This is a genomic window from Zunongwangia mangrovi (genome assembly GCF_900112105.1).
GTDB classification, from domain to species: domain Bacteria; phylum Bacteroidota; class Bacteroidia; order Flavobacteriales; family Flavobacteriaceae; genus Zunongwangia; species Zunongwangia mangrovi.
The window spans coordinates 1,308,193-1,334,355 of sequence record NZ_FOKV01000001.1; the positions used below are offsets into that span (position 1 = coordinate 1,308,193).

Annotated in this window: 18 protein-coding genes and 2 riboswitches; of the genes, 16 read left to right on the forward strand and 2 right to left on the reverse strand. The window is 36.4% G+C overall.

Annotated features, from left to right (window positions below; translation table 11 throughout):
- The first annotated feature begins 197 nt into the window (after positions 1-197).
- From BM201_RS05725 to BM201_RS05740, 4 genes are all read left to right on the forward strand, one after another.
- The gene (locus BM201_RS05725; RefSeq protein WP_092540381.1) at positions 198-989 is read left to right on the forward strand and encodes a GLPGLI family protein; all 792 of its coding nucleotides are present in this window, start codon (positions 198-200) and stop codon (positions 987-989) included.
- The gene (locus BM201_RS05730) at positions 973-1,965 is read left to right on the forward strand and encodes a carboxypeptidase-like regulatory domain-containing protein (RefSeq protein ID WP_092540382.1); all 993 of its coding nucleotides are present in this window, start codon (positions 973-975) and stop codon (positions 1,963-1,965) included. Before BM201_RS05725 ends, BM201_RS05730 begins: the two co-directional genes overlap by 17 nt.
- 218 nt (positions 1,966-2,183) lie before the next feature.
- Positions 2,184-3,353 (forward strand): hypothetical protein, encoded by a 1,170-nt coding sequence (locus tag BM201_RS05735; protein ID WP_092540383.1) that lies wholly within the window; start codon positions 2,184-2,186, stop codon positions 3,351-3,353.
- On the forward strand, positions 3,350-3,580 hold the full coding sequence (locus BM201_RS05740) for a hypothetical protein (RefSeq protein WP_092540384.1): 231 nt from the start codon (positions 3,350-3,352) through the stop codon (positions 3,578-3,580). Before BM201_RS05735 ends, BM201_RS05740 begins: the two co-directional genes overlap by 4 nt.
- 51 nt (positions 3,581-3,631) lie before the next feature.
- Here BM201_RS05740 and BM201_RS05745 read toward each other — a convergent pair whose 3' ends face one another.
- Together BM201_RS05745 and metK are read right to left on the reverse strand one after the other, a co-directional pair.
- Positions 3,632-6,232 carry a DUF3857 domain-containing protein gene (locus BM201_RS05745; RefSeq protein WP_092540385.1) on the reverse strand — a complete coding sequence of 867 codons (2,601 nt, stop codon included), beginning with the start codon at positions 6,230-6,232 and terminating at the stop codon, positions 3,632-3,634.
- Positions 6,233-6,364: 132 nt separating this feature from the next.
- Positions 6,365-7,621, reverse strand: a complete 1,257-nt coding sequence (gene metK, locus BM201_RS05750; protein ID WP_092540386.1) for a methionine adenosyltransferase — start codon at positions 7,619-7,621, stop codon at positions 6,365-6,367.
- Positions 7,622-8,509: 888 nt separating this feature from the next.
- Here metK and BM201_RS05755 point away from each other — a divergent pair.
- The 12 genes from BM201_RS05755 (at position 8,510) to thrA (ending at position 26,082) form a co-directional block, all read left to right on the forward strand.
- Entirely contained in the window at positions 8,510-9,676 is a 1,167-nt protein-coding gene (locus BM201_RS05755) for a trans-sulfuration enzyme family protein (RefSeq protein ID WP_092540387.1), read from the forward strand.
- Between the two features lie 115 nt (positions 9,677-9,791).
- Positions 9,792-10,199 (forward strand): RrF2 family transcriptional regulator, encoded by a 408-nt coding sequence (locus BM201_RS05760; protein WP_092540388.1) that lies wholly within the window; start codon positions 9,792-9,794, stop codon positions 10,197-10,199.
- A 164-nt stretch (positions 10,200-10,363) separates the two neighbouring features.
- Complete coding sequence (locus BM201_RS05765) at positions 10,364-10,993, forward strand: phosphoadenosine phosphosulfate reductase domain-containing protein (RefSeq protein WP_092540677.1); 630 nt, start codon at positions 10,364-10,366, stop codon at positions 10,991-10,993.
- Between the two features lie 216 nt (positions 10,994-11,209).
- A complete protein-coding gene (locus BM201_RS05770; RefSeq protein WP_092540389.1) occupies positions 11,210-13,303 on the forward strand; it encodes a HEPN domain-containing protein in 2,094 nt (697 codons plus the stop codon).
- Complete coding sequence (cobA, locus tag BM201_RS05775; protein WP_092540390.1) at positions 13,296-14,093, forward strand: uroporphyrinogen-III C-methyltransferase; 798 nt, start codon at positions 13,296-13,298, stop codon at positions 14,091-14,093. Before BM201_RS05770 ends, cobA begins: the two co-directional genes overlap by 8 nt.
- A gap of 289 nt (positions 14,094-14,382) precedes the next feature.
- Positions 14,383-14,976 carry a precorrin-2 dehydrogenase/sirohydrochlorin ferrochelatase family protein gene (locus BM201_RS05780; protein WP_092540391.1) on the forward strand — a complete coding sequence of 198 codons (594 nt, stop codon included), beginning with the start codon at positions 14,383-14,385 and terminating at the stop codon, positions 14,974-14,976.
- Entirely contained in the window at positions 14,969-16,030 is a 1,062-nt protein-coding gene (locus BM201_RS05785; protein ID WP_092540393.1) for an NAD(P)/FAD-dependent oxidoreductase, read from the forward strand. Before BM201_RS05780 ends, BM201_RS05785 begins: the two co-directional genes overlap by 8 nt.
- A 223-nt stretch (positions 16,031-16,253) precedes the next feature.
- Positions 16,254-16,676, forward strand: a complete 423-nt coding sequence (locus tag BM201_RS05790; RefSeq protein WP_092540395.1) for an OsmC family protein — start codon at positions 16,254-16,256, stop codon at positions 16,674-16,676.
- 491 nt (positions 16,677-17,167) lie between these two features.
- A riboswitch (SAM riboswitch) is annotated at positions 17,168-17,288 on the forward strand.
- A gap of 49 nt (positions 17,289-17,337) precedes the next feature.
- A complete protein-coding gene (locus BM201_RS05795; protein ID WP_092540397.1) occupies positions 17,338-18,357 on the forward strand; it encodes a homocysteine S-methyltransferase family protein in 1,020 nt (339 codons plus the stop codon).
- Position 18,358: 1 nt separating this feature from the next.
- Positions 18,359-21,079 (forward strand): methionine synthase, encoded by a 2,721-nt coding sequence (gene metH, locus BM201_RS05800; RefSeq protein WP_092540398.1) that lies wholly within the window; start codon positions 18,359-18,361, stop codon positions 21,077-21,079.
- A 47-nt stretch (positions 21,080-21,126) separates the two neighbouring features.
- Positions 21,127-22,083, forward strand: coding sequence for a methylenetetrahydrofolate reductase [NAD(P)H] (gene metF, locus BM201_RS05805; protein WP_092540400.1), 957 nt, complete (start codon positions 21,127-21,129; stop codon positions 22,081-22,083).
- A gap of 388 nt (positions 22,084-22,471) precedes the next feature.
- A riboswitch (SAM riboswitch) is annotated at positions 22,472-22,573 on the forward strand.
- 122 nt (positions 22,574-22,695) lie between these two features.
- A complete protein-coding gene (thrA, locus tag BM201_RS05810; RefSeq protein WP_092540402.1) occupies positions 22,696-26,082 on the forward strand; it encodes a bifunctional aspartate kinase/homoserine dehydrogenase I in 3,387 nt (1,128 codons plus the stop codon).
- Positions 26,083-26,163: the final 81 nt, after the last annotated feature.

Below are 26,163 nucleotides of genomic sequence, written 5' to 3' on the forward strand. Positions count from 1 at the left end.
GTTATAATCCTCAATTTAAGGATTAAAAGGCCCCTCTGCTGTTAAGAAATTCCGAAGAAAAAGATAAAATCGAAAAGGGTTTAGTGAAGTGAATTATAGACTGAAAATCTAAATATTCAAGATATAATTTTATACCTAAGAGTTGTAAGTGTTTTTTTTCTTAAGTTTATGTAATTTATTTCAATTATGAATTTTAGATGATTAGACTCACATTATTAATCTGTACATTCCTTTTTAGTTTTTATGGTTTTAGCCAAAACAAAACAGGTTTAGTTTATTACGGAGAAATACAAAGTATGGGAGCTGGAGCGCCGGTGGGTCCTGATCTAAACGCTATATTAGTTTTCGATAACAATCGTTCTTTATACATTACAAGGATGGATTCTCTGGAAGGGGAGCATATTAGAGAACAACGTAATTTTGAAGGCACCGCAAGAATCTCCAGAACTGTTACTACTAATGAAATAGGATTTAGACATTACAACGATTTTAAAAAAGGAATTTTTACTTCTAGAGATATAGGTTTTAGTTATATAAAAGATCATACTCCCAAAATCGATTGGAATATTTCTTCGGAAACTAAAGCCATCGGGAAGTTTACAGCTAATAAAGCTACCGCTCATTTTAGAGGTCGGGATTATACGGCCTGGTTTACTCCCGAAATTCCGTTACCTATTGGCCCTTGGAAAATGCAAGGCTTGCCCGGCTTAATTCTGGAAGCTTATGATACCAACAAAGAAATTTACTGGTATTTTAAATCTATAGAATATCCTACCGATAAATCATATTTATTAAAACCAATCGAACATGATGGGGAATGGATGAGTACTGAAGATTTTAAAAATCATATGATCGAGTCTTTAAAAAGAGCTTTGATTTCAGGTAGAATGAGTGCTGAGAGTGCAAATATAAGAGGCATTTACGTAAACAATAAAACCCAGAATTTAATGCTAAGAAGTTATATAGAAGGATTTGCAGACGATCAATAAGATTTTAGTTGTTTTTATTTTTGCCTGCCTCGGAAATACTTATGGACAATCGGGTGAATTTGTAGTGCAGGGAATTGTTCAGGATTCGATTACAAGTGAAACCATCGAGGGCGCTTCTGTAATTTTAAAGCAGGATACCCGTTTTCTGGCTTTTGGCTACACCGATGCAAAAGGTGTTTTTAAACTGAGTATTCCAGAATTTCAGGAAAATTTAGTTTTGGTCGCCAACAGCATGGGCTTTGCTAAGCAAGAAATTTCTTTGCTTAAAAATCAACAATCTTATAGTGTAAAACTGGCACCGCAGGTAGAAAGCCTGGACGAAGTTTTACTACAACCAGATGAAAAGATTGTTATTAAAACCGATACATTACGTTATAAAGTCAGCGCCTTTACCAATAAAACCGAACAAACCGTAGAAGATGTTTTGCGCAATATTCCCGGTGTCGAAATTGATGGCGATGGGAATATTAAAGCGCAGGGACAGTACATTAAAAAGATACTGATCGAAGGAGATGATTTGGCCGATAATAATTATAAGATCATTTCAAAAAACCTGGACGCTCAAGTGCTCGACGAAGTTGAGGTAATAAGCAATTATGAAGAAAATCCCGTTTTAAAAAAGTTCTTAAATTCAGATGCCAAAGTCTTAAATCTAAAATTAAAGGAAGATCGAAAAACGGTACTTTTTGGAACAAATACTGCCGGAATTGGTAACCGCGAACGCTCAAAGCTAGAGAGTAATCTGGGGCTGATTAAGGAAAAAATAAAATTCCTCAATCTAGGAAAATGGAATAATACTGGCGAATGGGCAGACGAACAGCTTTCTAATTATGTCTCAGAAAATAGTTCAGGATTCAATGATTTTGATAAGGATTTTTCAATAAAATTAGATCCACAGGTGTATTTACAGGAAAGTACAATTATGCTCGATGAGCGAAATTACATTCAGAATAAAAGTTTTTCGATCATTTTTTAATCAATAAGCCTTTAAGCGAAGACACTAAATTAAGAGCCGCCACATCGTATATAAACGAACAGCTGGATCAGCAGTTTGGCGGTAGTTACACTTATTTTCTGGATGATCCAATTACCTATAATGAACAACATGATTTTGCAGGAAAAACACGGAATTTTAGAAATGAGATCGAAATTTCGAGTGCGATTTCTAAAGATCATTATTTAAATTTTACAAATGTGGTCGATCTGAAATCTTATGCCTCTGGTACTTCGCTTCAATTTAATAACGATTTGATCGATCAGGATTTAGACACTCAGGAAAGAAATCTGGAAACCGATGTTAATTTCAGCAAAAAGATTAAAAATGGCGCTATGATCATTTATGGATATGTAGCCCATAAAAATTTAGACGAGGATTTTACAGCTTCGCCGGTTTCTTTTCTGGAAGCCGATAAAGCGATAACCGGGAATTATAAAACAACATTAAACTATCAGGGGATTGAGGCCGATTTCGTTTTCAGGAAAAAGAAATGGTCGTATAGTTTTTTTGGCGGAGTGCAGCATTTAGACGAGGAATTTACCGGAACATCAAACGAAATAAATGCTGAAATCGCGATCGATAGCTTAAGTGGTGGTAATGATTCGCGGCAGCTAAGTTTTAGAGGAGGGCTAAAGCTCGCTTACCAGATAAATGAAAAAATGGATATGAATGCGAAAATAGCAAGCGATATTGTAGATTATAGGAATTCTTTTTTTAAAGATCAATATCTAATCTATAATCCTGAACTTTCGTATCGTTGGTTAAAAAACAGTTTTGGCAATTTTAGGCTTTCTTATAAATTTCAGCAGGAATTACCAAGGCTTAGTTCTTTGCCCGGTTTTGGCGTTTTAAAAAGTTACAGGAGTATTCAATATGGAGCACAGGAAGTAGAACTTCTAAAAAGTCACCGCTATTCCCTTAGCTATATTTTGAATAAAGTAAAAGATCGATTTTTACTGAGTACAACACTGTCTTATGTAGATTATCAAAACAGTTTTTTACGCCAGAATTTTATTGCTGAAAACTATAATTTCTCGTCTTTATTTTATACAAATTCTGAAGATTTTTTAAATCTGAATGCTGGGGTAACCACCTTTATTGATAAATTGAATATGACCGCCAAACTTGGAATTAATCAAATGTGGTTTACCAGGCCATCGGTCTTGAATGATCAGTTTTCTTTAATTAAGAATAAATCGCAAAATCTTTACCTGCGGGGAACAACCTATTTTAAAGGGAATTACGATTTTTATTTTCAGCTGAATTATATGAGAAATTCAGGAGAAATTGAAGGAAATTTAACCAATATTGAAAATTACTCGACCAGTTTTGAAAATGTTTTTAGAATCAACGATAAGATTTTTTGAACCTTAAAAATGAATTATTTCTGGTAGACGATCAATTTTTTGAAAGTAGCCTAATAAATGCTGAATATCGACCTAAGCAAAGCAATTGGACTTTCGGTTTTAATGCACAAAACTTATTCAATACTCAATATTATCGTTTTCAGAATATCAATAATTTTGAACGATCTGAACTTCGTTACAAAAGTGTAGCACGATTTATACTTGCTTATGCGAAATGGAGGATATAAAAAATCCCCTGAAGTTAATCAGGAGATTTTAGATGTTTTAAGGCTTAATTTTTAAGAATTCAGCGAACCCTTATCTTTAGCTAAATTCAAGTTTTCGATATCTTTCACTTCGATTTTTTTCTTGTTGTACGTATTTACAAAAGTGTCTTTTACCCTTTCGGACATAGAGAAATAAGGAATCCAGATTATAGCCAAAATTATAGATCGTGCTAGATCTATATAGATTTCGCCTAATCCAATTTCGGTTTGAAGTGTAGGGATAAAATAAACAAAAAATGTAGACAGAAGATTAATAATAAAATTGAATACATAAAGCACGATCATCAAAGTAGGAACAATAGTCCTTCTTTTAAAGAATATGATAATCATAAAGATCGAGTAGGCAACTAGTGCAGAATGCAATACAACCAATAAGATTAGAAATAGAAATATGCTAATTTTACCACTAGCCATTAAAACAAAATAGTCTAGAGTGAATATTTCCCCTGTTAAAAATTCTCCCATTATCGCGACTGGAGTAATACATAAGCCAATACTTACTAAAACTAGCCAGCCACCAATTGGGCGATGATCGTCTGGATGTGCTTTAGATGGGATATCAAATTTGATGTAGAGTAAATAGCATAAAAAACCTACTCCGCTAAATACAACCAAAAATAAAATCACTGCAAACCATGAAATATTAGAATCAGCGTTTGAAGCAAAACTATTTGCAAGTCCAGGTCTATAGGTTAGGTAGTAAGAAATATTTTCAGCAGCTTTTTCATGAGCTTTTAAAAAATCTGAATAATCTTCAGCGGGAACATGGTCATTTAAAGTTTTATATTTATGAATAATATCGATTCTCGCATTCGAATATTTAGTTTCATAAGTATATTCAAAATAAGGATTGTCAGATTTGTAGTAATCGGTTTCTACACCCCATTTTTCCGGAGTAAAAATGACGATGTTGTAGTCGATATTGGTGCTTTTGTTTATATAATATGGGGATTCCCGCTTTGCTGTTTTCTGCGGAAACATATAATTATCGATCGCCAAGGCATAATATTCTGAGTAAATCTGGTCTGCGTCATCTGGCATTGTTGCCCAGTGATTTGGGATCACGTATTCTTCGTAAACTGTGAAGGTGTTTTCCTGGTCGCGATCATCTTTAAAATAAATTTCTTCAGCAACTTCGATATCGGCGTAAGCCAAACTATAAAAATCGAGGTAGCTTTTTTGAATGCTGCTTAATCCATTTCCATTAAACTCAGCCCTGGTAAGATCTGCTTTATAACCGCTGTAAATCGTTTCGACTTTTAAACGTGTTGGCCCGCCAATAGAATCGATAATAAAAGTTTCTGTGATATTGGTCTTGCCATAATCTACAGGTTCGAATTTTGTAAGTGCTGAAGTAGTGTCGTCTAAAATGAGTCCGAATCCATAATCTGGTGTGAAAATTTCTTCAGCATCGCCCCCCTGATTGTTAATTGTAGGATCTATAAAATAATTTTTATTGAACCTGTTGTATTGTACTATACAATGATCAAAAGAGTTTGGCGAAGGTAAATCTTCGTCGATAGTGTTTCCGTAGGAAGAATTCACCAAAATAGGATGCGCATCGATATCGTAAGCCTTTAAAAGTTCGCTTAGTAAAAAAGATTTGTCTTTACAATCGCCATACCTGCGGTTAAATATATCTTTTGGATTACTAGGTTTGTGAGAGCTTAAACCATTTTCGAAACCTAAATATCTTATTTTATCCTGAACGAATCTTGTTAGCGGTACAATAGGATCGTCGAAAATGGTATCTGCTTCAACAATTTCTTTTGCTTTTGCCTGCAACCAGTTTCTATCTGAAGCCGATATTTGATAAAATTGATTATAATTTTTTGCAACATCATTCCACGATTGAAATTGGGAGACCTGGTAAGATTTTGAAGATTCGTACCAGGAAGGTGTGTTATTGTCGTAAAGAATGGTTTTAGGATCATCGTTTTTAATTACATATTCTCTGTAATTGGCATGTTCTGTAACTTCTGGTTTTGCAGCGCCATTAAAAAATTTGATCTCAAAATCATTGTTTTTAGGTACCAGGTATCTTCCGTAGATATTCACTACAGGAAGCGAATATTCTAAGTACTCTTCTGTAGAAAAATTTCCGTTATGCACAGGATTAAATCCCTGCCTTCCGTAGCTGTATTCAATAATATCACCAACTCTTACGTCTGTTAGATTAAAAAGTGCAGATAGGCTGCCATCATACAAATGACGTTCTAGATTGGTTTCTCGTTGTACAGTTTTTATTCGGTTTAGATCTAATTGATCGATCACTTCACCATCACGGTAAATATTGATTTTGTGTAAAAACAGGCGTTGATAATCTGGATCAAATTCGATAGTAAAGTCACTCATTTCCTGTACGCCCTTGCTATTAAGAACTTTAAAAGCGAGACGATGAAATGATCTTTCTTCTATTAAATTATATTGGGTATCGACAAGCAAATAAAGAAATGGTGCATTGTCGAGTTCTTTTTTTTCTGAAGAAAGATTAGCTTCTATTGGTGTAACCCAATCTGGTGTTTTTGATTGAAAAACTTTATTGTTTTGTGCTGATATTGCACACAGCCAGAAACACGCGATTAACGTGCAGATTGATTTTAAGCGTTTCATAGGAGTGTTAATGATTTCCCAAATAAACGTTAATAATTTTAATAATGGAAATAAGATGAATAAAAAAAGTCCCCTGATTAGCAGGGGACTTTTCCTCGAAAATCGAGATTTTTTATATATTTTTAGCTGGGATTATAATCCAAAAGCGGCTTTTACTTTATCTACGTAATCTAGTTTTTCCCAGGTAAATAATTCAACTTCTTTCTTTACTTCACCGCTATAAGGGCTTTTAAAGATCTTAGTTACTTTTTTAGGTTCTTTACCCATGTGGCCGTAAGCCGCTGTTTCACGATAAATAGGATTTCTAAGATTTAAGCGTTCCTCAATAGCAAACGGGCGCATATCAAAAATCTCCCCTACTTTTTTAGCAATCTCGCCATTACTCATTTCAACTTTAGAAGTTCCGTAAGTGTCTACAGAGATTGAGGTAGGTTCTACCACACCAATCGCATAAGAAACCTGCACTAAAACTTCGTCTGCAACACCAGCGGCAACAAGATTTTTGGCAATATGTCTTGAAGCATAAGCAGCAGATCGGTCTACTTTACTAGGATCTTTTCCAGAGAAAGCACCACCACCGTGGGCTCCTTTACCACCATAAGTATCTACAATGATTTTTCTACCAGTAAGTCCCGCATCACCGTGTGGCCCACCAATCACAAATTTCCCAGTTGGGTTAATGTGATATTTAATATCGTCGTTAAATAATTTCTGAACGTACTCTGGTAATTGAGCGATTACTCGCGGCATTAAAATTTCGATAATGTCTTTCTTAATTTTAGCCAACATTTCTTCATCATTATCCATAAACTGATCATGCTGGGTAGAAAGTACGATAGCTACGATTCGCTGCGGAATGTTATCATCACTATATTCAATAGTTACCTGGCTTTTTGCATCTGGGCGCAGGTAAGGAATTTCATTTCCTTCGCGTCTTAGCTCTGCAAGTTCGTACACCATTTTGTGGGAAATATCCAGAGCCAAAGGCATAAAGTTAGAAGTCTCTGTAGTAGCATAACCAAACATCATTCCCTGGTCACCTGCACCTTGTTCCTCTTTTGTTGCACGATCTACACCCTGATTAATATCTGGTGATTGTTCGTGGATCAAGGAAATCACACCACAGGAGTCTCCGCTAAATTGATAAGCACCTTTTGTATATCCAATATCGTTAATGACATCGCGGGCAATTTGCTGTACGTCAAGATATGTATTAGAGCGCACTTCACCGGCTAAAACAACCTGTCCTGTAGTTACTAAGGTTTCGCAGGCAACTTTAGATTCTTCATCAAAAGCTAAGAAATTATCTAATAAAGTATCGCTAATCTGATCTGCAATCTTATCGGGGTGTCCTTCAGAAACACTTTCTGAAGTAAATAAATAAGCCATAAATCTTCTCTTTATATTATAAAAGACGGGCTAAATTTGACGTGAAGGCAGACTATAAAAAGTATCACTGCTTTAGCATTTTAACCAAGTTCTTCGAATTTGGCATACTTCTAAATTCTTCAGAAGTATTAGGGTTGCAATCAGTCAAATCTTTCCCTGTTATTAAACTGGCTACAAATGTATAAAAATTGTGTTTACTCCAACTTTCTTTAACGACTTTTTAATTTGAAATGTTTTTTGCTTCCGGTTTTTGAGAATTTTGATTTTTGCTGAATTTTGGTCTAGTCCTGTTTTATGCTGAAGTATATAGGTGATAATTGATAAATCTTTGCATAGATTCTAAGTCTTAGGTAAAATAATTTGAAATTTTTTTATCGAATTTTTTGGTTAAGAAATATTTCCGCATTTATCTTTGTAATCTCAAAAGAGAACGAAAAATGATTTTTATCAATATGATGCGCTTTATGATGATGTGGGATTTTCCTTCAGCGCGCTCTATTGCATAAATCGAAAATATAAATTGCAAAAGCCGCTGTGTAGAACAGCGGCTTTTTTTATTGAAGTATAAAATGAATCAATTTATTAAAAGAACTAATTTTACAGATAGCGGCATGCGAATGCATATGCCTGTACAATTTTAGTAGTGCCAGAAAGTATTTCTTAGTTATATATTTAATTTCGAAGATCCCTCTGGCAGAAATGTTCCGGGGGATTTTTTTTGATTTTAGATAAGCAGAGTTGAAAATTCTTCAATAAAGTAAACCACCTTGGGGTATAATACCCTTTGGCGGTGCCAATAAAAATTAGGGAATAGCTATTAAAAGCTATAATTTAGATTACAGAAAGAATGGTGCAGGTCACCGCGATAAAAACAATAATTTTAATACTATGTCTACTCCACATTTTGAAACCGAAGCCATACGTACGCAAATAGAACGTTCACAATTCTTAGAACATTCTTCGCCATTGTATCTTACATCAAGTTATATCTTTGAAGATGCTGAAGATATGCGCGCTTCGTTTTCTGAAGAAAAAGAACGGAATATTTACAGCAGGTTCTCGAACCCTAATACTTCAGAATTTGTTGAAAAAATAGCCAAAATGGAAGGTGCAGAAACCGGGTACGCTTTCGCTACCGGGATGAGTGCCGTATTCTCTTCACTTGCAGCTTTATTAAATAGTGGCGATCATGTAATTTCTTCCAGATCTGTTTTTGGAAGTACGCATTCCCTTTTTACAAAGTTTTTTCCGAAGTGGAATATCTCGCATACCTATTTTAAAGTAAACGAGGTTGAAAAGATCGAAAGTTTAATTAAGCCAGAGACTAAAATCATCTTTGCTGAAACGCCAACCAACCCGGGAGTAGATATTATCGATTTAGAAAAATTAGGTGAGATTGCTAAAAAACATAACCTTATTTTAGTGATCGATAACTGCTTTGCGACACCTTATATTCAGAATCCTATTAAATATGGAGCGCATTTGGTGATCCACTCGGCAACAAAAATGATCGATGGACAGGGTAGAGTTTTAGGCGGAGTAACCGTTGGTAATGCCGATCTTATTAGAGAGATCTATTTATTTTCCAGAAACACCGGCCCGGCTTTGAGTCCGTTTAACGCCTGGATTCTTTCAAAGAGTTTAGAAACACTGGCGGTGCGTTTAGAAAAACACTCTGAAAATGCACTAAAATTAGCTGAATTCTTAGAGACACATCCAAACGTTCAGCATGTAAAATATCCATTTTTAAAATCGCATCCTCAATACGAGACTGCTAAAAAGCAAATGCGTTTAGGAGGTAATATTATATCATTTGAGATTAAAGGAGGCATCGATGCTGGGCGAAAATTTGTGAATTCCGTACAACTTTGTTCTCGTAGTGCTAATCTAGGAGATACAAGAAGTATAGTTACACATCCGGCAAGTACAACGCACAGCAAGCTAAGTGAAGAAGATCGATTAGAAGTTGGGATTACAGATGGATTAATTAGAACATCAGTTGGTTTAGAACATATTGATGATATTATAGCAGATATAAAACAAGCTTTATCATAATGTTTGTTAGTTAGGGTAAAACTTTACGACCTACCCATACGTTCTTTAAAAATGAATGAATTTTGCGAAAGTTTGTGGCGAAGGATGAAATATTAAAATTATTTATCTTCGCCATATGCTTTCAAAGAAAACGAAATACGGAATTAAGGCTTTAACTTTTATAGCCAGGCAGCCAGAAAGAAATCCTGTGCAAACTTCAGAAATTGCAAAGAGTGAAAATATCTCTCAAAAATTTCTGGAAAGTATTCTTTTAATACTACGAAAATCTGGATTTCTAGGTTCTAAAAAAGGAAAAGGTGGTGGTTACTATCTTATCAAGGAACCAAAGGATATTAAGATGACTGCGATCATAAGAGTTTTAGAAGGCCCCATTGCCATGGTGCCTTGTGTAAGTCTTAATTACTACGAAAAGTGTGATGATTGCCCAGATGAAAAAACCTGTTCTGTTCATAAATTAATGATCCAGGTTAGAGATAGTACTCTAAATGTTTTGGGCGATAATACACTTGCAGATCTTACATAAGCGTTTTCGAAAAATATAAAATGTTAAAAATCAAAAAATAATCCACAATTTGTTGGTGTATAACAAAATGAAGATTACTTTTGTTTTAATAACCTACTAAATCGATAGGTTAATAGGTTTTGAAAAATACGAATAGAAAAGTGGACTTCAGGAAAGAGAAGATTATGAAAAGGTATACAGAGAAAGAATTAAAAATCCTTAATCAGCAATTAAAAGGCATAAGCCCTGAAGAAATTATCCAATGGGTAATTTTAAACAGTAAGCGTCCAGTTGTAACAACTAATTTTAGACCCTATGAGGTGGCAATTTTACATGCTGTTTCAAAAATAAAATCTGATGTTCAGGTGGTTTGGTGTGATACTGGATATAATACTCCACAAACTTATAAACATGCCAAAGAAGTGATCGATACTTTAGATCTAAATGTGAAGATCTATATCCCTAAGCAAACTGCAGCTTATCGTGATGCTATGTTTGGTGGGATTCCACAAGTAGATAGTTCAGATCATGATGAGTTCACTCGCCAGGTAAAGCTAGAACCTTTCCAAAGAGCAATGAGAGAGCAACAACCGGATATTTGGTTTACAAATCTTCGTAAAGGACAAACTGCTTTTCGTGATAGTATCGATATTCTTAGTTATAGTAAGGATGGACTTTTAAAGGTTAGTCCGTTTTACCACTGGAGTGATGAAAAACTGGATCTTTATCTAGAAGAACATAATCTTCCTAACGAGCATAAGTATTTTGATCCTACAAAAGTACTTGCTAATAGAGAATGTGGTTTACACGCTTAATAAAAGTGGTGTTCAATTTAACCAATATTAAAAATGAATTTTATAGTAAATACAAAAGTGATGTGGTGTAGATCGATGTGTTTGCGTTGCATTAAATGCACTTAAAAGTCATGATTGTATTTAGTTATATATAAAGTCCTTTTAAGTGTAAACCGAAAAAGGACTTTTTTATTTACATCTGTTTAAAGCAGATCCCTCAATTAAAATAATTTATCCATGCAAAGTTTTAGAACCGAAATTGAAAATCCTGTTGTCGAAAAAGACATCATCGATTTAGAAAAGAAAATTCGCCTGTTTCGCGAAGGCAAAGCAGACGAAGAGAAATTCCGAAGCCTGCGCCTAGCGCGTGGAGTTTATGGCCAAAGGCAGGCTGGAGTACAAATGGTTCGTATAAAACTGCCTTTTGGAAAAGTAACTTCAGAACAATTACATCGTATTGCAGATGTTTCAGATGAATATTCTACCGGGAGATTACACATTACTACTCGCCAGGATATTCAAATTCATTATGTAAGCTTAGAGCGTACGCCCGAGCTTTGGGCACAACTTGAGAAAGATGATATTACGCTTCGTGAGGCGTGTGGTAATACAGTAAGAAATGTGACAGCCTCCCCAACAGCTGGTGTAGATGTAGACGAACCTTTTGATGTATCTCCTTATGCAGATGCTACTTTTAGGTTTTTTCTACGGAATCCTATTTGCCAGGAAATGGGGCGTAAATTTAAGATCGCATTTTCTGCAACAGATGAGGATACAGCACTAAGTTATATTCATGATCTTGGTTTTATCCCAAAACTGCAGGATGGAAAACGCGGATTTAAAGTAATGTTAGGAGGCGGACTTGGTTCACAACCACGCCATGCTGATAAATTATACGATTTTATTGATGCTGAAGAAATCATCCCACTTATAGAATCTGTACTTCGCGTTTTTGATCGTCACGGTGAACGTGCAAAACGATTAAAAGCAAGAATGAAGTTTTTAATAAAGGATATAGGATTAGAAGCTTTCTTAGAATTAGTAGACGAGCAGAAAAAAGCCTTGTCTCAGGAGAAAGCAGAATTTCATATCGAAAAATTTGAAGCTGCTCCACCACTTCAGGATGTAGAGGTTCCTTTAGTAGAAATTGAAGATCAGAAAGATTATGAAGTTTGGAGAAATACGAATGTAATTCCGCAGAAACAAGAAGGATTATTTGCTGTAGGAATCCGAGTTCCGCTAGGAGATTTTTATACCGGTGGAGCAAGACAATTGGCAGATCTAATCAAAAAATATGCAGGTAACGAAATTCGTCTAAGCTTGCGTCAGGATATATTAATTCGTCACGTAAGAGAAGCATTTTTACCATTTTTCTATACTGAATTAAAGAAATTAGGTTACGCAGAAACTGGCTATAATAAAACGGTAGATATCACGGCTTGTCCCGGTACAGATACCTGTAACTTAGGAATCGCAAGTAGTACGGGAATTGCAGATGTTTTGGAAGATGTTTTAAAAGAAGAATATCCACAGTTTATCAATGGAAAAGATATTACCATTAAAATTAGCGGTTGTATGAATGCCTGCGGGCAGCATAATATGGCTGAAATTGGTTTCCAAGGAATGTCTATCAAATCTGGAAAAGCTGTAGCACCGGCATTACAGGTGTTGCTTGGTGGCGGTGTTCTTGGGAATGGCGAAGGTCGTTTTGCAGATAAAGTGGTAAAAGTGCCAAGTAAACGTGGTCCTGAAGCACTTAGATTATTGCTGAATGATTTTGATGCAAATGCTGAAGCAGACGAGAAGTTCATCCAATATTACGATCGCCAGGGGAAAACTTATTTCTACGATCTATTAAAAGATCTTGCAGATACATCAGAACTTAGTGAGAATGATTTTATTGATTGGGGACACGAGAAGCCTTATATCAAAGCAGTTGGTGTTGGTGAATGTGCCGGTGTGGTAATCGATCTTATTGCAACTTTACTTTTTGAAAGTGAAGAGAAAATTGATAACGCACAAAGCGCGATCGATCGTAAAGCATGGTCAGATTCTATTTATCACTCTTACACATCTATCGTAAATTCAGCAAAAGCTTTATTGATCGCAGATGATGTAAAGACAAATACACAGGCGGGAATCATTTCTCAGTTTGACGAGTTATTTGTAGAAACCGGAAAAATTGAACTTTCAACTTCTTTCAAAGAGTTCACGTATCAATTAAATGAACATGAACCCAGTGAAGAGTTTGCTCAAAAATATATTGAAGATGCGCGTTTATTTTTAAAAAGAGTAGATGCTTATAGAACAAAGGAGGTACAAGATGTATAATCTTCCAAAATTAAGTGTTGTTGGTGCAGGTCCGGGTGATCCAGAGCTTATCACACTAAAAGCATTAAATACGCTAAAATCGGCGAAAGTGGTGCTTTACGATGCACTTATTAATCGTGAATTGCTGGAATATGCGCCGCAAGCCGAGCATATTTATGTAGGAAAGCGTAAAAATAAGCATCGTTATTCTCAGGATGAGATCAACGATCTTATTGTGAATTATGCCAATGAACGTGGACATGTAGTGCGTTTAAAAGGAGGTGATCCTTTTATCTTCGGAAGAGGTTCAGAAGAGATCAATTACGCCAAAAGCAAAGGTTTAGATACTGCGGTAGTTTCAGGAATAACTTCTTCTATCGCGGTACCTGCAAGCGTCGGAATTCCGCTAACACAACGCGGAACTGCCGAAAGTTTTTGGGTGATCACCGGAACAACTTCAGCGAGAAAATTATCCAGTGATGTTTACCTGGCTGCACAATCTACAGCTACGGTTGTTATTTTGATGGGAATGAGTAAGCTTGCTGAAATTGTAAAGATTTTTAGCGAATTTGGGAAAGAAGATATGCCAGTAGGAATCATTCAGAATGGAACTACAATTAACGAACAATCTGGTTTTGGAACCATTAAAACAATAGAAAAAGTAGTTGCTGAAAAGAATTTAACCGCACCCGCAATTATCGTTATTGGTGAAGTGGTGAAAGAAAGTCATCAATTACCCAAAGAGATCAAAGAAGCAAGCGGATTTTCAGCTTCAGAATATTCAAAGTTTTTGAAGATAGGAGCAGCGTAATTAGAACATAGAGATTAGACCGCTATCGCTGTTAGAATTTAGATCAATAAATTGTAAATATTAAAAATAGTGTTCTGTAATTAATTCTGTAAACTGTGAACTATTTTAAGTTGTAATTAAATTATAAAAATCAATAAAATAGAACCTTGGTCATATTCTAAGGAATTTTAAATCTTGAATATTGATTTTTTTTAAAAAGAACAGCAAACTGTAAACCGTAAACTGTGAACTAGTTTTAATTTCCGCTGAGGTCTAATTGCTGAAGCTTTGAGCTAATAGCTAAAAAAATATGCAAGCAAGAAACGAATTATATCCTGTTTTTCTAAAAGTAAACAACTTAAACATCCTTGTTGTAGGTGGAGGTAATGTTGGGCATGAGAAACTTCATTTTTTATTGAAGTCGAGTCCCAATGCCAATGTTGAGGTCGTAGCCAAGTGGTTTGCGCCAGAAACTGAAGCTCTTGCCAAAAAACATGGTGTAAAGTTGATCAAAAGCAGGTATAAAAGAAAATTTCTTAAAAGACGGCACGTTGTAGTAGCTGCAACCAATGATGCAAAACTTAATAAAAGAGTGCACAAGCATGCTAAAAAGCGGTATTTGCTTGCAAATATTGCAGATACGCCCGAGTTATGTGATTTCTATATGGGCGGAATTGTAAATAAAGGCAATGTGAAAATAGCGATTTCTACCAATGGGAAATCGCCAACAACGGCCAAGCGTTTACGTCAGTTTTTCGAAGAGGTGATTCCGGAAGATGTAAATAAAATGGTCGAAAATCTTAATAAATATCGAAAAACCATCAAAGGCGATTTTGAAGCCAAGGTGGAACAATTAAATACAATAACCGAATCCTTAATCGTAAAGAAAGATAAAAATGATTGAAACAGATATCCTTGTCATAGGAGCAGGCCCCACAGGATTATTTACCGTTTTTGAAGCGGGATTATTAAAATTAAAAACACATTTAATAGATGCCTTACCGCAACCAGGTGGGCAGTGTTCAGAAATTTATCCTAAGAAACCAATTTACGATATTCCGGCTTTCCCAGAAATCAATGCCGGTGATCTTGTGAATAATTTGATGGAACAAATAAAACCTTTTGAACCAGGATTTACTTTAGGTGAACGTGCAGAAACTTTAGAAAAGTTAGATGACGGTACATTTATCGTGACCACTAACAAAGGAACAAAACACCATGCTCCGGTAGTAGCTATTGCAGGAGGTTTAGGTTCTTTTGAACCTCGTAAGCCGCCTATCCAAAATATTGCAGATTACGAAGATAAAGGAGTAGAGTACTTTATTAAAGATCCAGAAGTTTATCGTGGTAAAAAAGTAGTGATCGCCGGTGGTGGAGATTCAGCTTTAGACTGGGCGATTTATTTAGCAGATGTTGCTGAAGAAGTAGCCCTAGTTCATAGAAGAAAAGAGTTTAGAGGAGCTTTAGATTCTGTAGAAAAGGTGTCTGAATTATCAAAACTCGGCAAAATTGAGATGATCACCAATGCTGAAGTTGTTGGCCTTAAAGGAGAAAATGATTTAGAGCAAGTAGTAATTCGTCATAAAGATGAAGCGCGCGGTGAAGAATTAAGAGAAGTAGATCATTTTATACCATTGTTTGGCTTGTCTCCAAAATTAGGCCCTATTGGAAATTGGGGCTTAGAGATCGAAAAGAATGCCATTAAAGTTGACAATTCTTACGATTATGGAACCAATATTCCTGGAGTTTATGCGATTGGAGATGTGAATACTTACAAAGGAAAATTAAAATTGATCTTATCTGGTTTCCACGAAGCAGCAATTATGTGCCAAAGTGCTTATGCGAGAATTTTCCCAGATAAAAAATACGTACTTAAATATACTACGGTTGGCGGAGTAGAAGGATTCGATGGATCTAAAAAAGAAGCCAAAAAAGAAGTAGTGCAGAGTATAGGCTAGAAGTTAGATATTAGATCGCTTCGCTGTTAGATTTTAGAAATTAGACAATGTACTTTCAATGTCATTTCGACTGTAGCGTAGCGAAACGGAGAAATCTAAATCTCATTTATAAAAAACGTCATTTCATTAAACAGAAATGACGTTTTTTATAAGTAGCTTCAAAGTACAAAGGTTACAAAAGAATCATAACAGGTTTCGTATATTTGAATCAAAATTAAAATAGATGAAAATCTTTCTAAAAAGGCTTAATGATGCCTATCATTTTGAGACTAAAAATGAACGTGGTGATATTGTTCATTTAGATAATAAATCTGAAGAAAATCCGCAGGGAGGTAGTCCTATGGATTTATTGCTTAGAGGTATTGCAGGCTGCAGTAGTATCGATGTGGTGATGATCCTTAAAAAGCAAAAGGTAGAATTAGAAGATCTTCAGGTAGAAGTTGATGGTTTTAGAGAAGATGGTGCTGTACCTAATGTTTTCAAAAAAATACATTTAAACTTTATGCTGAAAGGCGATGTGACGCCACAAAAAGCTTTACGTGCAGTAGAACTTTCTATGGATAAATATTGTTCAGTAGCAAAAATGTTAGAAAAAGCAGCTGAAATCTCCTATGAAGTAAATGTAAACGGAGAAGCTGTAAAATAATTATTAATTCCTTTTACTAACATTAAAAGGACTATTGTTATTTCGTGATGGATGCAAAATCTCATGAATCGAATAAAAAACAGATGAGATCCTGAATCGAGTTCAGAATTACTTATGCTGAATTAAAAATAGATTTTTTATTTTGGATCTTTTTTGTGGCCTATCGAAAATTGCTTGTAAAATTGAAAGTGAGAGAAGCGTAAAAAATTTTAGGCTGCCTGCCAGCCGGCAGGCTGGTTTGAGCGAAGCGAGTTTCTAAAATTTAGCTTCCGAACATACAATTTCAAGCAAGATTCGTAAGCCTAGATTTTTTTGGTTCGTTTTTTCATCAATGGAAAAAATGAACAGAATTATTTTAGGGACAGATTTTGATAAATTTTAATTAATTTCTTCATTAATTATAAAGAAGAAGATAATCAAGATTTTTACTCATTCTCTTGTCATTATAATAGATCGCCGTATATTAGCGGGCTCAGTTCATAACTTTATTAGCGTTATCAAGAAAGGTTGAGGGATTAGACCCTGTGAAGCCTTAGCAACCCTCCTCAACCAAAAGGGTTTTAAGGAGAAGGTGCTACCTTCTACTACGTGATTTGCGTAGATAGATAACAAACAGACTTTCCTTTATCTTCTTTTTTGATAGCCAATAGAATAGCATAACATGTCGAAATTAGAAGAATTATTAGCTGAAAAAATATTGATCCTCGATGGTGCCATGGGAACCATGCTTCAGGAATATAAATTTACTGAAGAAGATTTCCGTGGAGATCGTTTTAAAGACTGGCCGGTTTCTGTAAAGGGAAACAACGACCTGCTTTCGATCACCCAACCAGAAGCAATTGCCGCAGTTCATAAAAAATACTTTGAAGCCGGTGCCGATATCGTAGAAACCAATACATTTTCTGGGACTACGATCGCAATGGCAGATTATAAGATGGAAGAACTCGTAGATGAATTAAATTACGAGTCGGCCAAAATCGCCAAGCAAGTTGCGGTAGAACTTACTGAAGCAAATCCAGAGAAACCAAAATTTGTAGCAGGAGCAATGGGGCCTACCAACAAAACAGCGAGCATGTCTCCAGATGTGAATGATCCCGGATTTCGTGCAATTTCTTTTGATGAACTTCGAATTGCATACAAACAGCAGGCAAGAGCTTTGATAAGAGGCGGAGTGGATATTCTTCTCGTAGAAACTGTTTTTGATACGCTTAATGCAAAAGCAGCACTTTTCGCTATCGATGAACTTAAAGAAGAATTAGATCTGGATATTCCTGTGATGGTTAGCGGTACAATTACCGATGCTTCAGGTAGAACTTTATCTGGGCAAACAGCAGAAGCTTTCTTGATTTCAGTTTCCCACATTCCACTTATGAGTATTGGTTTTAATTGTGCGCTTGGTGCAAAGCAATTAACGCCGCATTTGGAGGTGTTAAGCTATAAAACACAATACGGAGTTTCAGCTTATCCTAATGCAGGTTTACCAAATGCTTTTGGTGAGTATGATGAATCACCTTCAGAAATGGCAAAGCAAACACGAGAATATTTAGATAAAAGTTTGGTGAATATCCTTGGTGGTTGTTGTGGTACAACACCAGATCATATAAAAGCGATTGCAGATATTGCAAAAGAATATAAACCGCGACCGATAAAAAGTCTTCAAAATAAAAAAGCTTCGGCCTAAAATGGAAGAATTGGACAGTAATTTAGCAAATAACACTTCAGCAAAAAAAGAATACAGGCCATTACAATTGTCGGGTCTGGAGCCACTTATTATTACTCCAGATAGCAATTTTGTAAATGTTGGTGAGCGTACCAATGTGGCGGGTTCTCGAAAATTTCTTCGTTTGGTAAAAGAAGAAAAGTTTGATGAAGCACTCGATATTGCTCGTGATCAGGTAGATGGAGGGGCGCAGATCATCGATATTAATATGGACGATGGTTTGATCGAAGGAAAAGAAGCTATGGTTAGATTCCTGAATCTTATTGTTGCTGAACCCGATATCGCTCGTGTGCCTATTATGATCGATAGCTCTAAATGGGAGATTATCGAAGCCGGTTTGCAGGTGGTGCAGGGAAAATGTGTGGTGAATTCTATCTCGCTAAAAGAAGGTGAAGAACAATTTATCGATCATGCAAAAAAGATAAAACGTTATGGCGCTGCTGTTATCGTAATGGCTTTTGATGAAGTTGGGCAGGCCGATAATTATGAACGCCGAATAGAAATTGCAAAGCGTTCTTACGATATTCTGGTAGATAAATTAAAATTTGCACCAGAGGATATCATTTTCGATCTAAATATTTTTCCGGTAGGAACCGGGATGGACGAGCATCGTAAAAATGCCATCGATTTTATCGAAGCCACGCGCTGGGTGAAAGATAATTTACCGCATTGTAGTGTGAGTGGAGGTGTGAGTAACGTGAGTTTTTCTTTCCGCGGAAATAATCCGGTAAGAGAAGCCATGCATTCGGTTTTTCTTTATCATGCGATCAAAGCGGGAATGAATATGGGAATTGTGAATCCGGCTTTATTAGAGGTTTACGATGAAATCCCTAAGGATCTTTTAGAACATGTAGAAGATGTGATATTAGATCGTCGTGACGATGCAACCGAGCGTTTATTGGATTTTGCTGAAACCGTAAAAGGATCGGCTAAAACCAGTAAAGTTGATCTAAGTTGGAGAGAAGAACCTTTGCAAAGCCGTATTACGCACGCCCTAGTAAAAGGAATTGATGCTTATGTGATCGAAGATGTAGAGGAAGCAAGACTGGCTTCAGAAAAACCGATCGAAGTTATCGAAGGTCATTTAATGACCGGGATGAATGTGGTTGGAGATCTCTTCGGAAGTGGAAAAATGTTTCTTCCCCAGGTGGTAAAATCGGCGCGAGTAATGAAAAAAGCTGTTGCTTATTTATTGCCTTATATTGAAGAAGATAAATCCGGTAAACGTGAAACTGCCGGAAAAGTATTGATGGCTACTGTAAAAGGAGATGTTCACGATATTGGTAAAAATATAGTAAGTGTTGTTTTGGGATGTAATAATTACGAGATCGTCGATCTTGGTGTTATGGTTCCGCCTGAAAAGATCATTGAAACCGCAAAAGCTGAAAATGTTGATGCGATAGGATTAAGTGGTTTGATCACGCCATCTTTAGATGAAATGGTTTTTCTGGCTAAAGAAATGCAACGACAGGAATTTTCGGTTCCCTTATTAATTGGTGGGGCTACAACATCTAAAGCACATACGGCAGTAAAGATCGATCCGCAATATATGCACGCCGTGGCGCACGTTAACGATGCATCGCGAGCGGTTACCGTTGTTGGTGATCTACTGAATAAACGAACCCGAAAAACGTATATCGAAAACCTGAAATCTGAGTATGAAGTATTCAGAAATAATTTTGGGAAACGAAGCAAGGTGAAAAGCTTTCTTTCTATTGAAGAAGCGCGTGAGAATAATTTTAAAATCGATTGGAAAACATCGAATATCAGCAAACCGAATAAACTTGGAATCCAGGTTTTAGAGGATTTTGAATTAGACAAACTCTTAGATTATATAGATTGGAGTCCGTTTTTTAGAAGTTGGGATTTGCATGGGCGATATCCTAAGATTTTAGAAGATGAAGTGGTTGGTGAGCAGGCAAGATCGTTATTTGCAGATGCTCAGGTATTGCTGAAGCGTATTTTAGATGAAAAACTGCTAAAAGCAAAGGCGATATTTGGTCTATTTGAAGCAAATACCATCAATAGTGACGATATCGAGGTGAAATATGATGAAAATTCCGAAGAAAAAACCATCATTTTCAGGACGCTGCGCCAGCAATTAAAAAAGCATGCTGGGAAGCCTAATTTCGCCTTATCTGATTTTATTGCACCAAAGGAAACCGAAATTCAGGATTATATGGGCTGTTTTTGTGTAACCACAGGATTTGGAACACAGGAATTAGCAGCAGAATTCGAGAAAAATCTTGATGATTATAATTCGATTATGATCAAAGCGCTGGCCGATCGTTTTGCTGAAGCTTTTGCTGAATACCTTCATGAAAAAATAAGAAAAGAAGATTGGGGTTACGCTTCCGAAGAAAGTTTGAGTAACGAAGAATTGATCAAGGAGAGTTATAAAGGAATTCGCCCGGCACCGGGATATCCTGCATGCCCAGATCATTTAGAGAAACTTACGATTTGGGAATTGCTGAAGGTAGAAGAGCGCATTGGCGTAAAACTTACGGAGAGTTTGGCCATGTGGCCGGCAGCCAGCGTAAGTGGTTATTATTTTGCCAATCCTGAAGCAAAATACTTTGGTTTAGGAAAGATAAAAGAAGACCAGGTAAAAGATTTTGCCGAGCGCAAAGGAATAGAATATAAAAAAGCCGAAAAATGGCTTAATCCAAATATTGCAGATTAAAAATAAGCTGACAGCCAACAGCTATCAGCAATTAGTAGCTTAAGACAATGAAAGTAACCGAGCATATAGAGAAAGCAAAAGGGAAAACCTTGTTTTCGTTCGAGATCGTTCCGCCACAAAAAGGGAAAAATATTCAGGAATTATATGATAATATTGATCCTTTAATGGAATTTAATCCGCCGTTTATAGATGTGACCACTTCGCGAGAAGAGCATATTTACATTAAGCGCGACGATGGATTATTAGAACGTAAAATTACCAGAATGCGCCCGGGAACTGTTGGGATTTGTGCTGCGATCAAACAAAAGTACGATGTAGATACGATTCCGCATGTTTTGTGTGGCGGTTTTACGAAAGAGGAAACCGAGTATGTTTTGGTAGATTGTCATTATTTGGGAATCGAAAATGTAATGGCTTTGCGTGGTGATGCGATGAAACATCAGCGTTATTTTGAACCAACAAAAGGTGGGCATATTTACGCTAATGAACTTGTAGGACAGATTCGTGATCTTTCAAAAGGAAAATATCTGAATGAAGTTATCGATTCTGAAAATCATCCTGATTTTTGTATTGGTGTTGCCGGTTATCCTGAAAAGCATTTAGAGTCACCTTCTTTAGAAACCGATCTTAAAAAGCTGAAAGCAAAGGTTGATGCGGGAGCAGATTACGTGGTAACGCAGATGTTCTTTAATAATCAGGCGTATTTCGAGTTTGTAGAAAAGGCGAAAGCAATGGGAATTAATGTGCCAATTATTCCGGGGATTAAACCAATAGCTGTTAAAAAGCACTTACAATTGTTGCCGCATGTATTTAGTATCGATCTTCCGCAGACATTAATAGAAAGTGTTGAAGCTTGTAAAAATAATAAGGAGGTCCGCCAGGTAGGAATTGAATGGGCGATCGAACAAACCAAAGAATTAAAAGCCGCCGGCGTACCCGTATTGCATTTTTATTCAATGGGAAAAAGTTCAAATATCAAGCAAATTGCTGAAGCTGTGTTTTAGTCTTAAGACCGCTTCGCTCTTAGATGTTAGAATTTAGACTTTTGACGTGTAGATCAGGATTTAATTATTTTGAATTTTGAATTGGTCTTATATTATTAAATTTCATTTTCTAAAGTAATTGGCCTATCGAAAATTGATCGTAAAATTGGAAGTGATAGAAGCGTTGAAAATTTTAGGCTGTTTGAGCAAAGCGAGTTCCTAAAATTTAGCTTCCGAATGTACAATTTAGAGCAAGTTTCGTAAGCCTAGATTTTTTTCTTTCTTTTTTCATCAATGGAAAAAAGGAAAATGATCAAAAATCTAACTACTCAATACTAATTGAAAAAAATGTTGGTCGATCGCAAATTATTACCGTAATTTGTGCTTACAAAGTTCAGAAACTTACTGATTGTTATCAAGAAAGGCCGAGGGAATAGACCCGCTGAAGCCTTAGCAACCCTTTGCCAACAAAGAAGGTGCTACGTTCTACCGATTTCCGGATAGATAACAGATAGATTCTTCATCGAATTATTCTCACAAACTTTTCTTGATCATAACGAAGCGCGCACCCATCAAAGGGTTATTGCTGTTTTCAGTCGGTTTTAAACTTTCAAAAGTTTAAAAAGGGAAAAGTTGAAACAAGATTTATTACAATTACAACTTAAGGATTTTACCACATTAAGCGGTGCTAAGCAGGATATTACATTGTCGTATCACGTGTTTGGCCAGCCATTACATTCGGCGCCTATCGTGATGATTAATCATGCGCTTACGGGAAATTCTGAAGTTGCCGGAGAAACAGGTTGGTGGAAAGATGTTGTAGGGACAGAGAAATGTATCGATACCGATAAATATACCATTCTGGCTTTTAATGTGCCCGGGAATGGTTATGACGGAATTCTAATCGATAACTATAAAGATTTTGTAGCAAGAGATATCGCCAGGATCTTTCTTTTAGGCTTAGATTCGTTAAAAATCGAGCATCTTTTTGCACTGGTTGGTGGTTCGCTTGGAGGCGGAATCGCCTGGGAAATGGCTGCTTTAAGTCCGGAGATTACCGATAATTTAATCACCGTAGCAACCGATTGGAAATCGACCGACTGGCTTATCGCTAATTGCCAAATTCAGGAGCTGTTTTTAAATAATTCTAAAAATCCGGTGCACGATGCGCGTATGCACGCCATGTTGTGTTACCGCACGCCCGAGTCGTTTAAATCCCGTTTTAAAAGAACCCAAAACGAAGAACTTCAGGTTTTTAATGTAGAAAGCTGGTTGCTGCATCATGGTGCTAAACTTCAGGAGCGATTTCAGGTAGGGGCTTATAAATTAATGAATCAGCTTTTAAAAACGATCGATGTTTCTCGCGGTAGGCCAGAGCTGGATAAGGTTTTAGAAAGTATCAATGCCAATATTTGCATTATTGGGGTAGATTCAGATCTCTTTTTTACTGCGGAAGAAAACAGGGAAACATACAAACAGCTGGCACAAAGCAGCAATAAAGTGACTTATGGCGAAATCCATTCGTTACATGGTCACGATGCATTTTTGATCGAATTTAAACAATTGGAAAATATAATTGCAGGCATTTTTCAAAAAGCAAATAAAATGAAAGTAGTAAAGTTTGGCGGAAAATCTCTCGCCAACGGAGAAGGTATCAATACGGTCTTAGAAATTATTGAAGAAAAGATCAAAAATGAAGAACGTATTGCGGTAGTGGTTTCAGCAAGAGGAAAAACCACAGATCAGCTTGAAAATTTATTGGAAAAAGCATCAGAAAATGAAGATTTTGCTTCGGCTTTCGAGAAATTTAAAGCCTACCAGATCTCAGAATATGATTTTGTAGATTTTTCAGAAGAATTTAAAAATATCGAAAAACTACTTGAAGGTGTTCGTTTGCTGGGCGATTACAGCGCGAAGATCAAAGATCAGTTACTCTCTCAGGGCGAATTAATGTCGGCTAAATTAATTACTGAAATTCTAAAACAGCGCGGTTACAAAACCAATTTTACCGATACGCGTAAATTGATTAAAACCGATGATATTTTTGGAAATGCCCAGCCATTGGATGCACTTTCAAAAGAAAATGTTCTGGAGCATTTTGAAGAATTTAATGGCAAAACGGTGAATATCGTTACCGGTTTTATTGGCTCGAATACTAAAAATGAAACTACAACTTTAGGTAGAAATGGTAGTAATTACACAGCTTCGTTAATCGCAAATTACCTGGATGCTGAAGAGTTGCAGAATTATACCCATGTAGACGGAATTTATACTGCGAATCCAGATTTGGTTCCGAGTGCACAACGAATCGACCAGCTTTCCTATAACGAAGCGAACGAGCTTGCGAATTTTGGAGCGACGATCTTACACGCCAAAACCATTATTCCGTTAATTGAAAAAAATATTCCGCTTAGAATCCTGAATACATTCAATAATGACAATCAGGGAACTTTGATCACGGCAAAACCGAATAAGGAAGGAATGAAGTCTCTTTCGGTTTTAGAACATACGGCTTTGCTGAATTTAGAAGGTCGTGGTCTACTGGGGAAATCTGGTGTAGATGCAAGGATTTTCCGTGCACTTGGCGATGCCCAAATAAGTGTGAGTATAATTTCGCAGGGTTCTTCGGAACGTGGAATTGGTTTGGTGGTAGACGCTGAAAATGCGGTGCGCGCGGTAAAAGCTTTAGAGCGTGAATTTGAGAGCGATTTTTATTCCAAAGATGTGAATAAAATATCTGTAGTTGATGATGTTTCGGTGATTTCGATCGTTGGGCAGGATCTAAGTACGTTTCATAAACCTTACGATGCGCTGATTAGAAATCTGATCGTTCCTTTGCTTTTTAACAATACTGTGACCGGGAAAAATGTGAGTTTGGTGGTGAAAAAATCACAGCTGAACAAAGCCCTAAATGTAATTCATGGTGAGATCTTCGAGATTTGTAAAAAGATCAATATTGCGATTTTTGGCCATGGAACGGTTGGTGGTACTCTAATCAATCAGATCTTAGATTCGGCAGCAACTATTGAAGAACGTAAAAAAGTAAAACTAAATATCTTTGCGGTTTCTAATTCCAGAAAGTTATTGCTTCATGCTACCGGAATTGGATCAGAATGGAAAGCACAATTAGAAGAAGCGCAGCAGGAAGCCTCGATCGATGAGGTGATCAAATACGCGAAATTATTCCATTTAGAAAACCTGATCGCGGTAGATAATACGGCCAGCGAAACTTTTGTTCAGAATTATAATAAACTGGTAGATCACGGTTTCGATTTGGTTTCTTCAAATAAAATTGCGAATACTTTAGGTTTCGATTTTTATAAGGAATTGCGTGAGAATTTAGAGAAAAACCAGAAACAATATTTATATGAAACTAATGTTGGTGCCGGTTTACCGCTAATCGATACGATTAGAATTTTACACCTTTCCGGAGAAAATATTACTAGAATTCGGGGTGTGTTTTCAGGAACTTTAAGTTATTTATTCAATACTTTTTCTGCGGAAGATCGCACGTTTAGCAGTGTTTTAAAAGAAGCGATAGACAAAGGATTTACAGAGCCAGATCCTCGTGAAGATTTAAACGGAAATGATGTAGGCCGAAAATTATTGATTTTGGCAAGAGAGCTGGATCTTCAGAATGAATTTAGCGATGTGAAAATTAAGAATCTTGTTCCTGAAGATTTACGTGGCGGTGATGCGAAAACATTTGTGTCGAGATTAGAAGAATTAGACGCTACTTATCAAAAAGTAAAAGAAGAGCAAAAGCCAAATCACGTATTGCGATATATTGGTGATCTTTCTGGAGATTTACAGCAGGACAAAGGGGAGTTGGAAGTTGCTTTGGTTTCTGTGCCAGATGATAGCAGTTTGGGACAGGTAAAAGGAGCAGATTCTATCTTCGAGATCTATACCGAGTCTTACGGCGATCGCCCAATTGTGATTCAGGGTGCCGGTGCCGGAGCTGCGGTGACTGCACGTGGCGTTTTTGGTGATATTTTAAAACTTTCAGAAAAGAAATAGCAGAATTAATACTGAAAAAGGAAGATTGCTAAAGCCTCATATTCGATAAAATATGAGGCTTTTTTTTGTAACAAAGCCGCT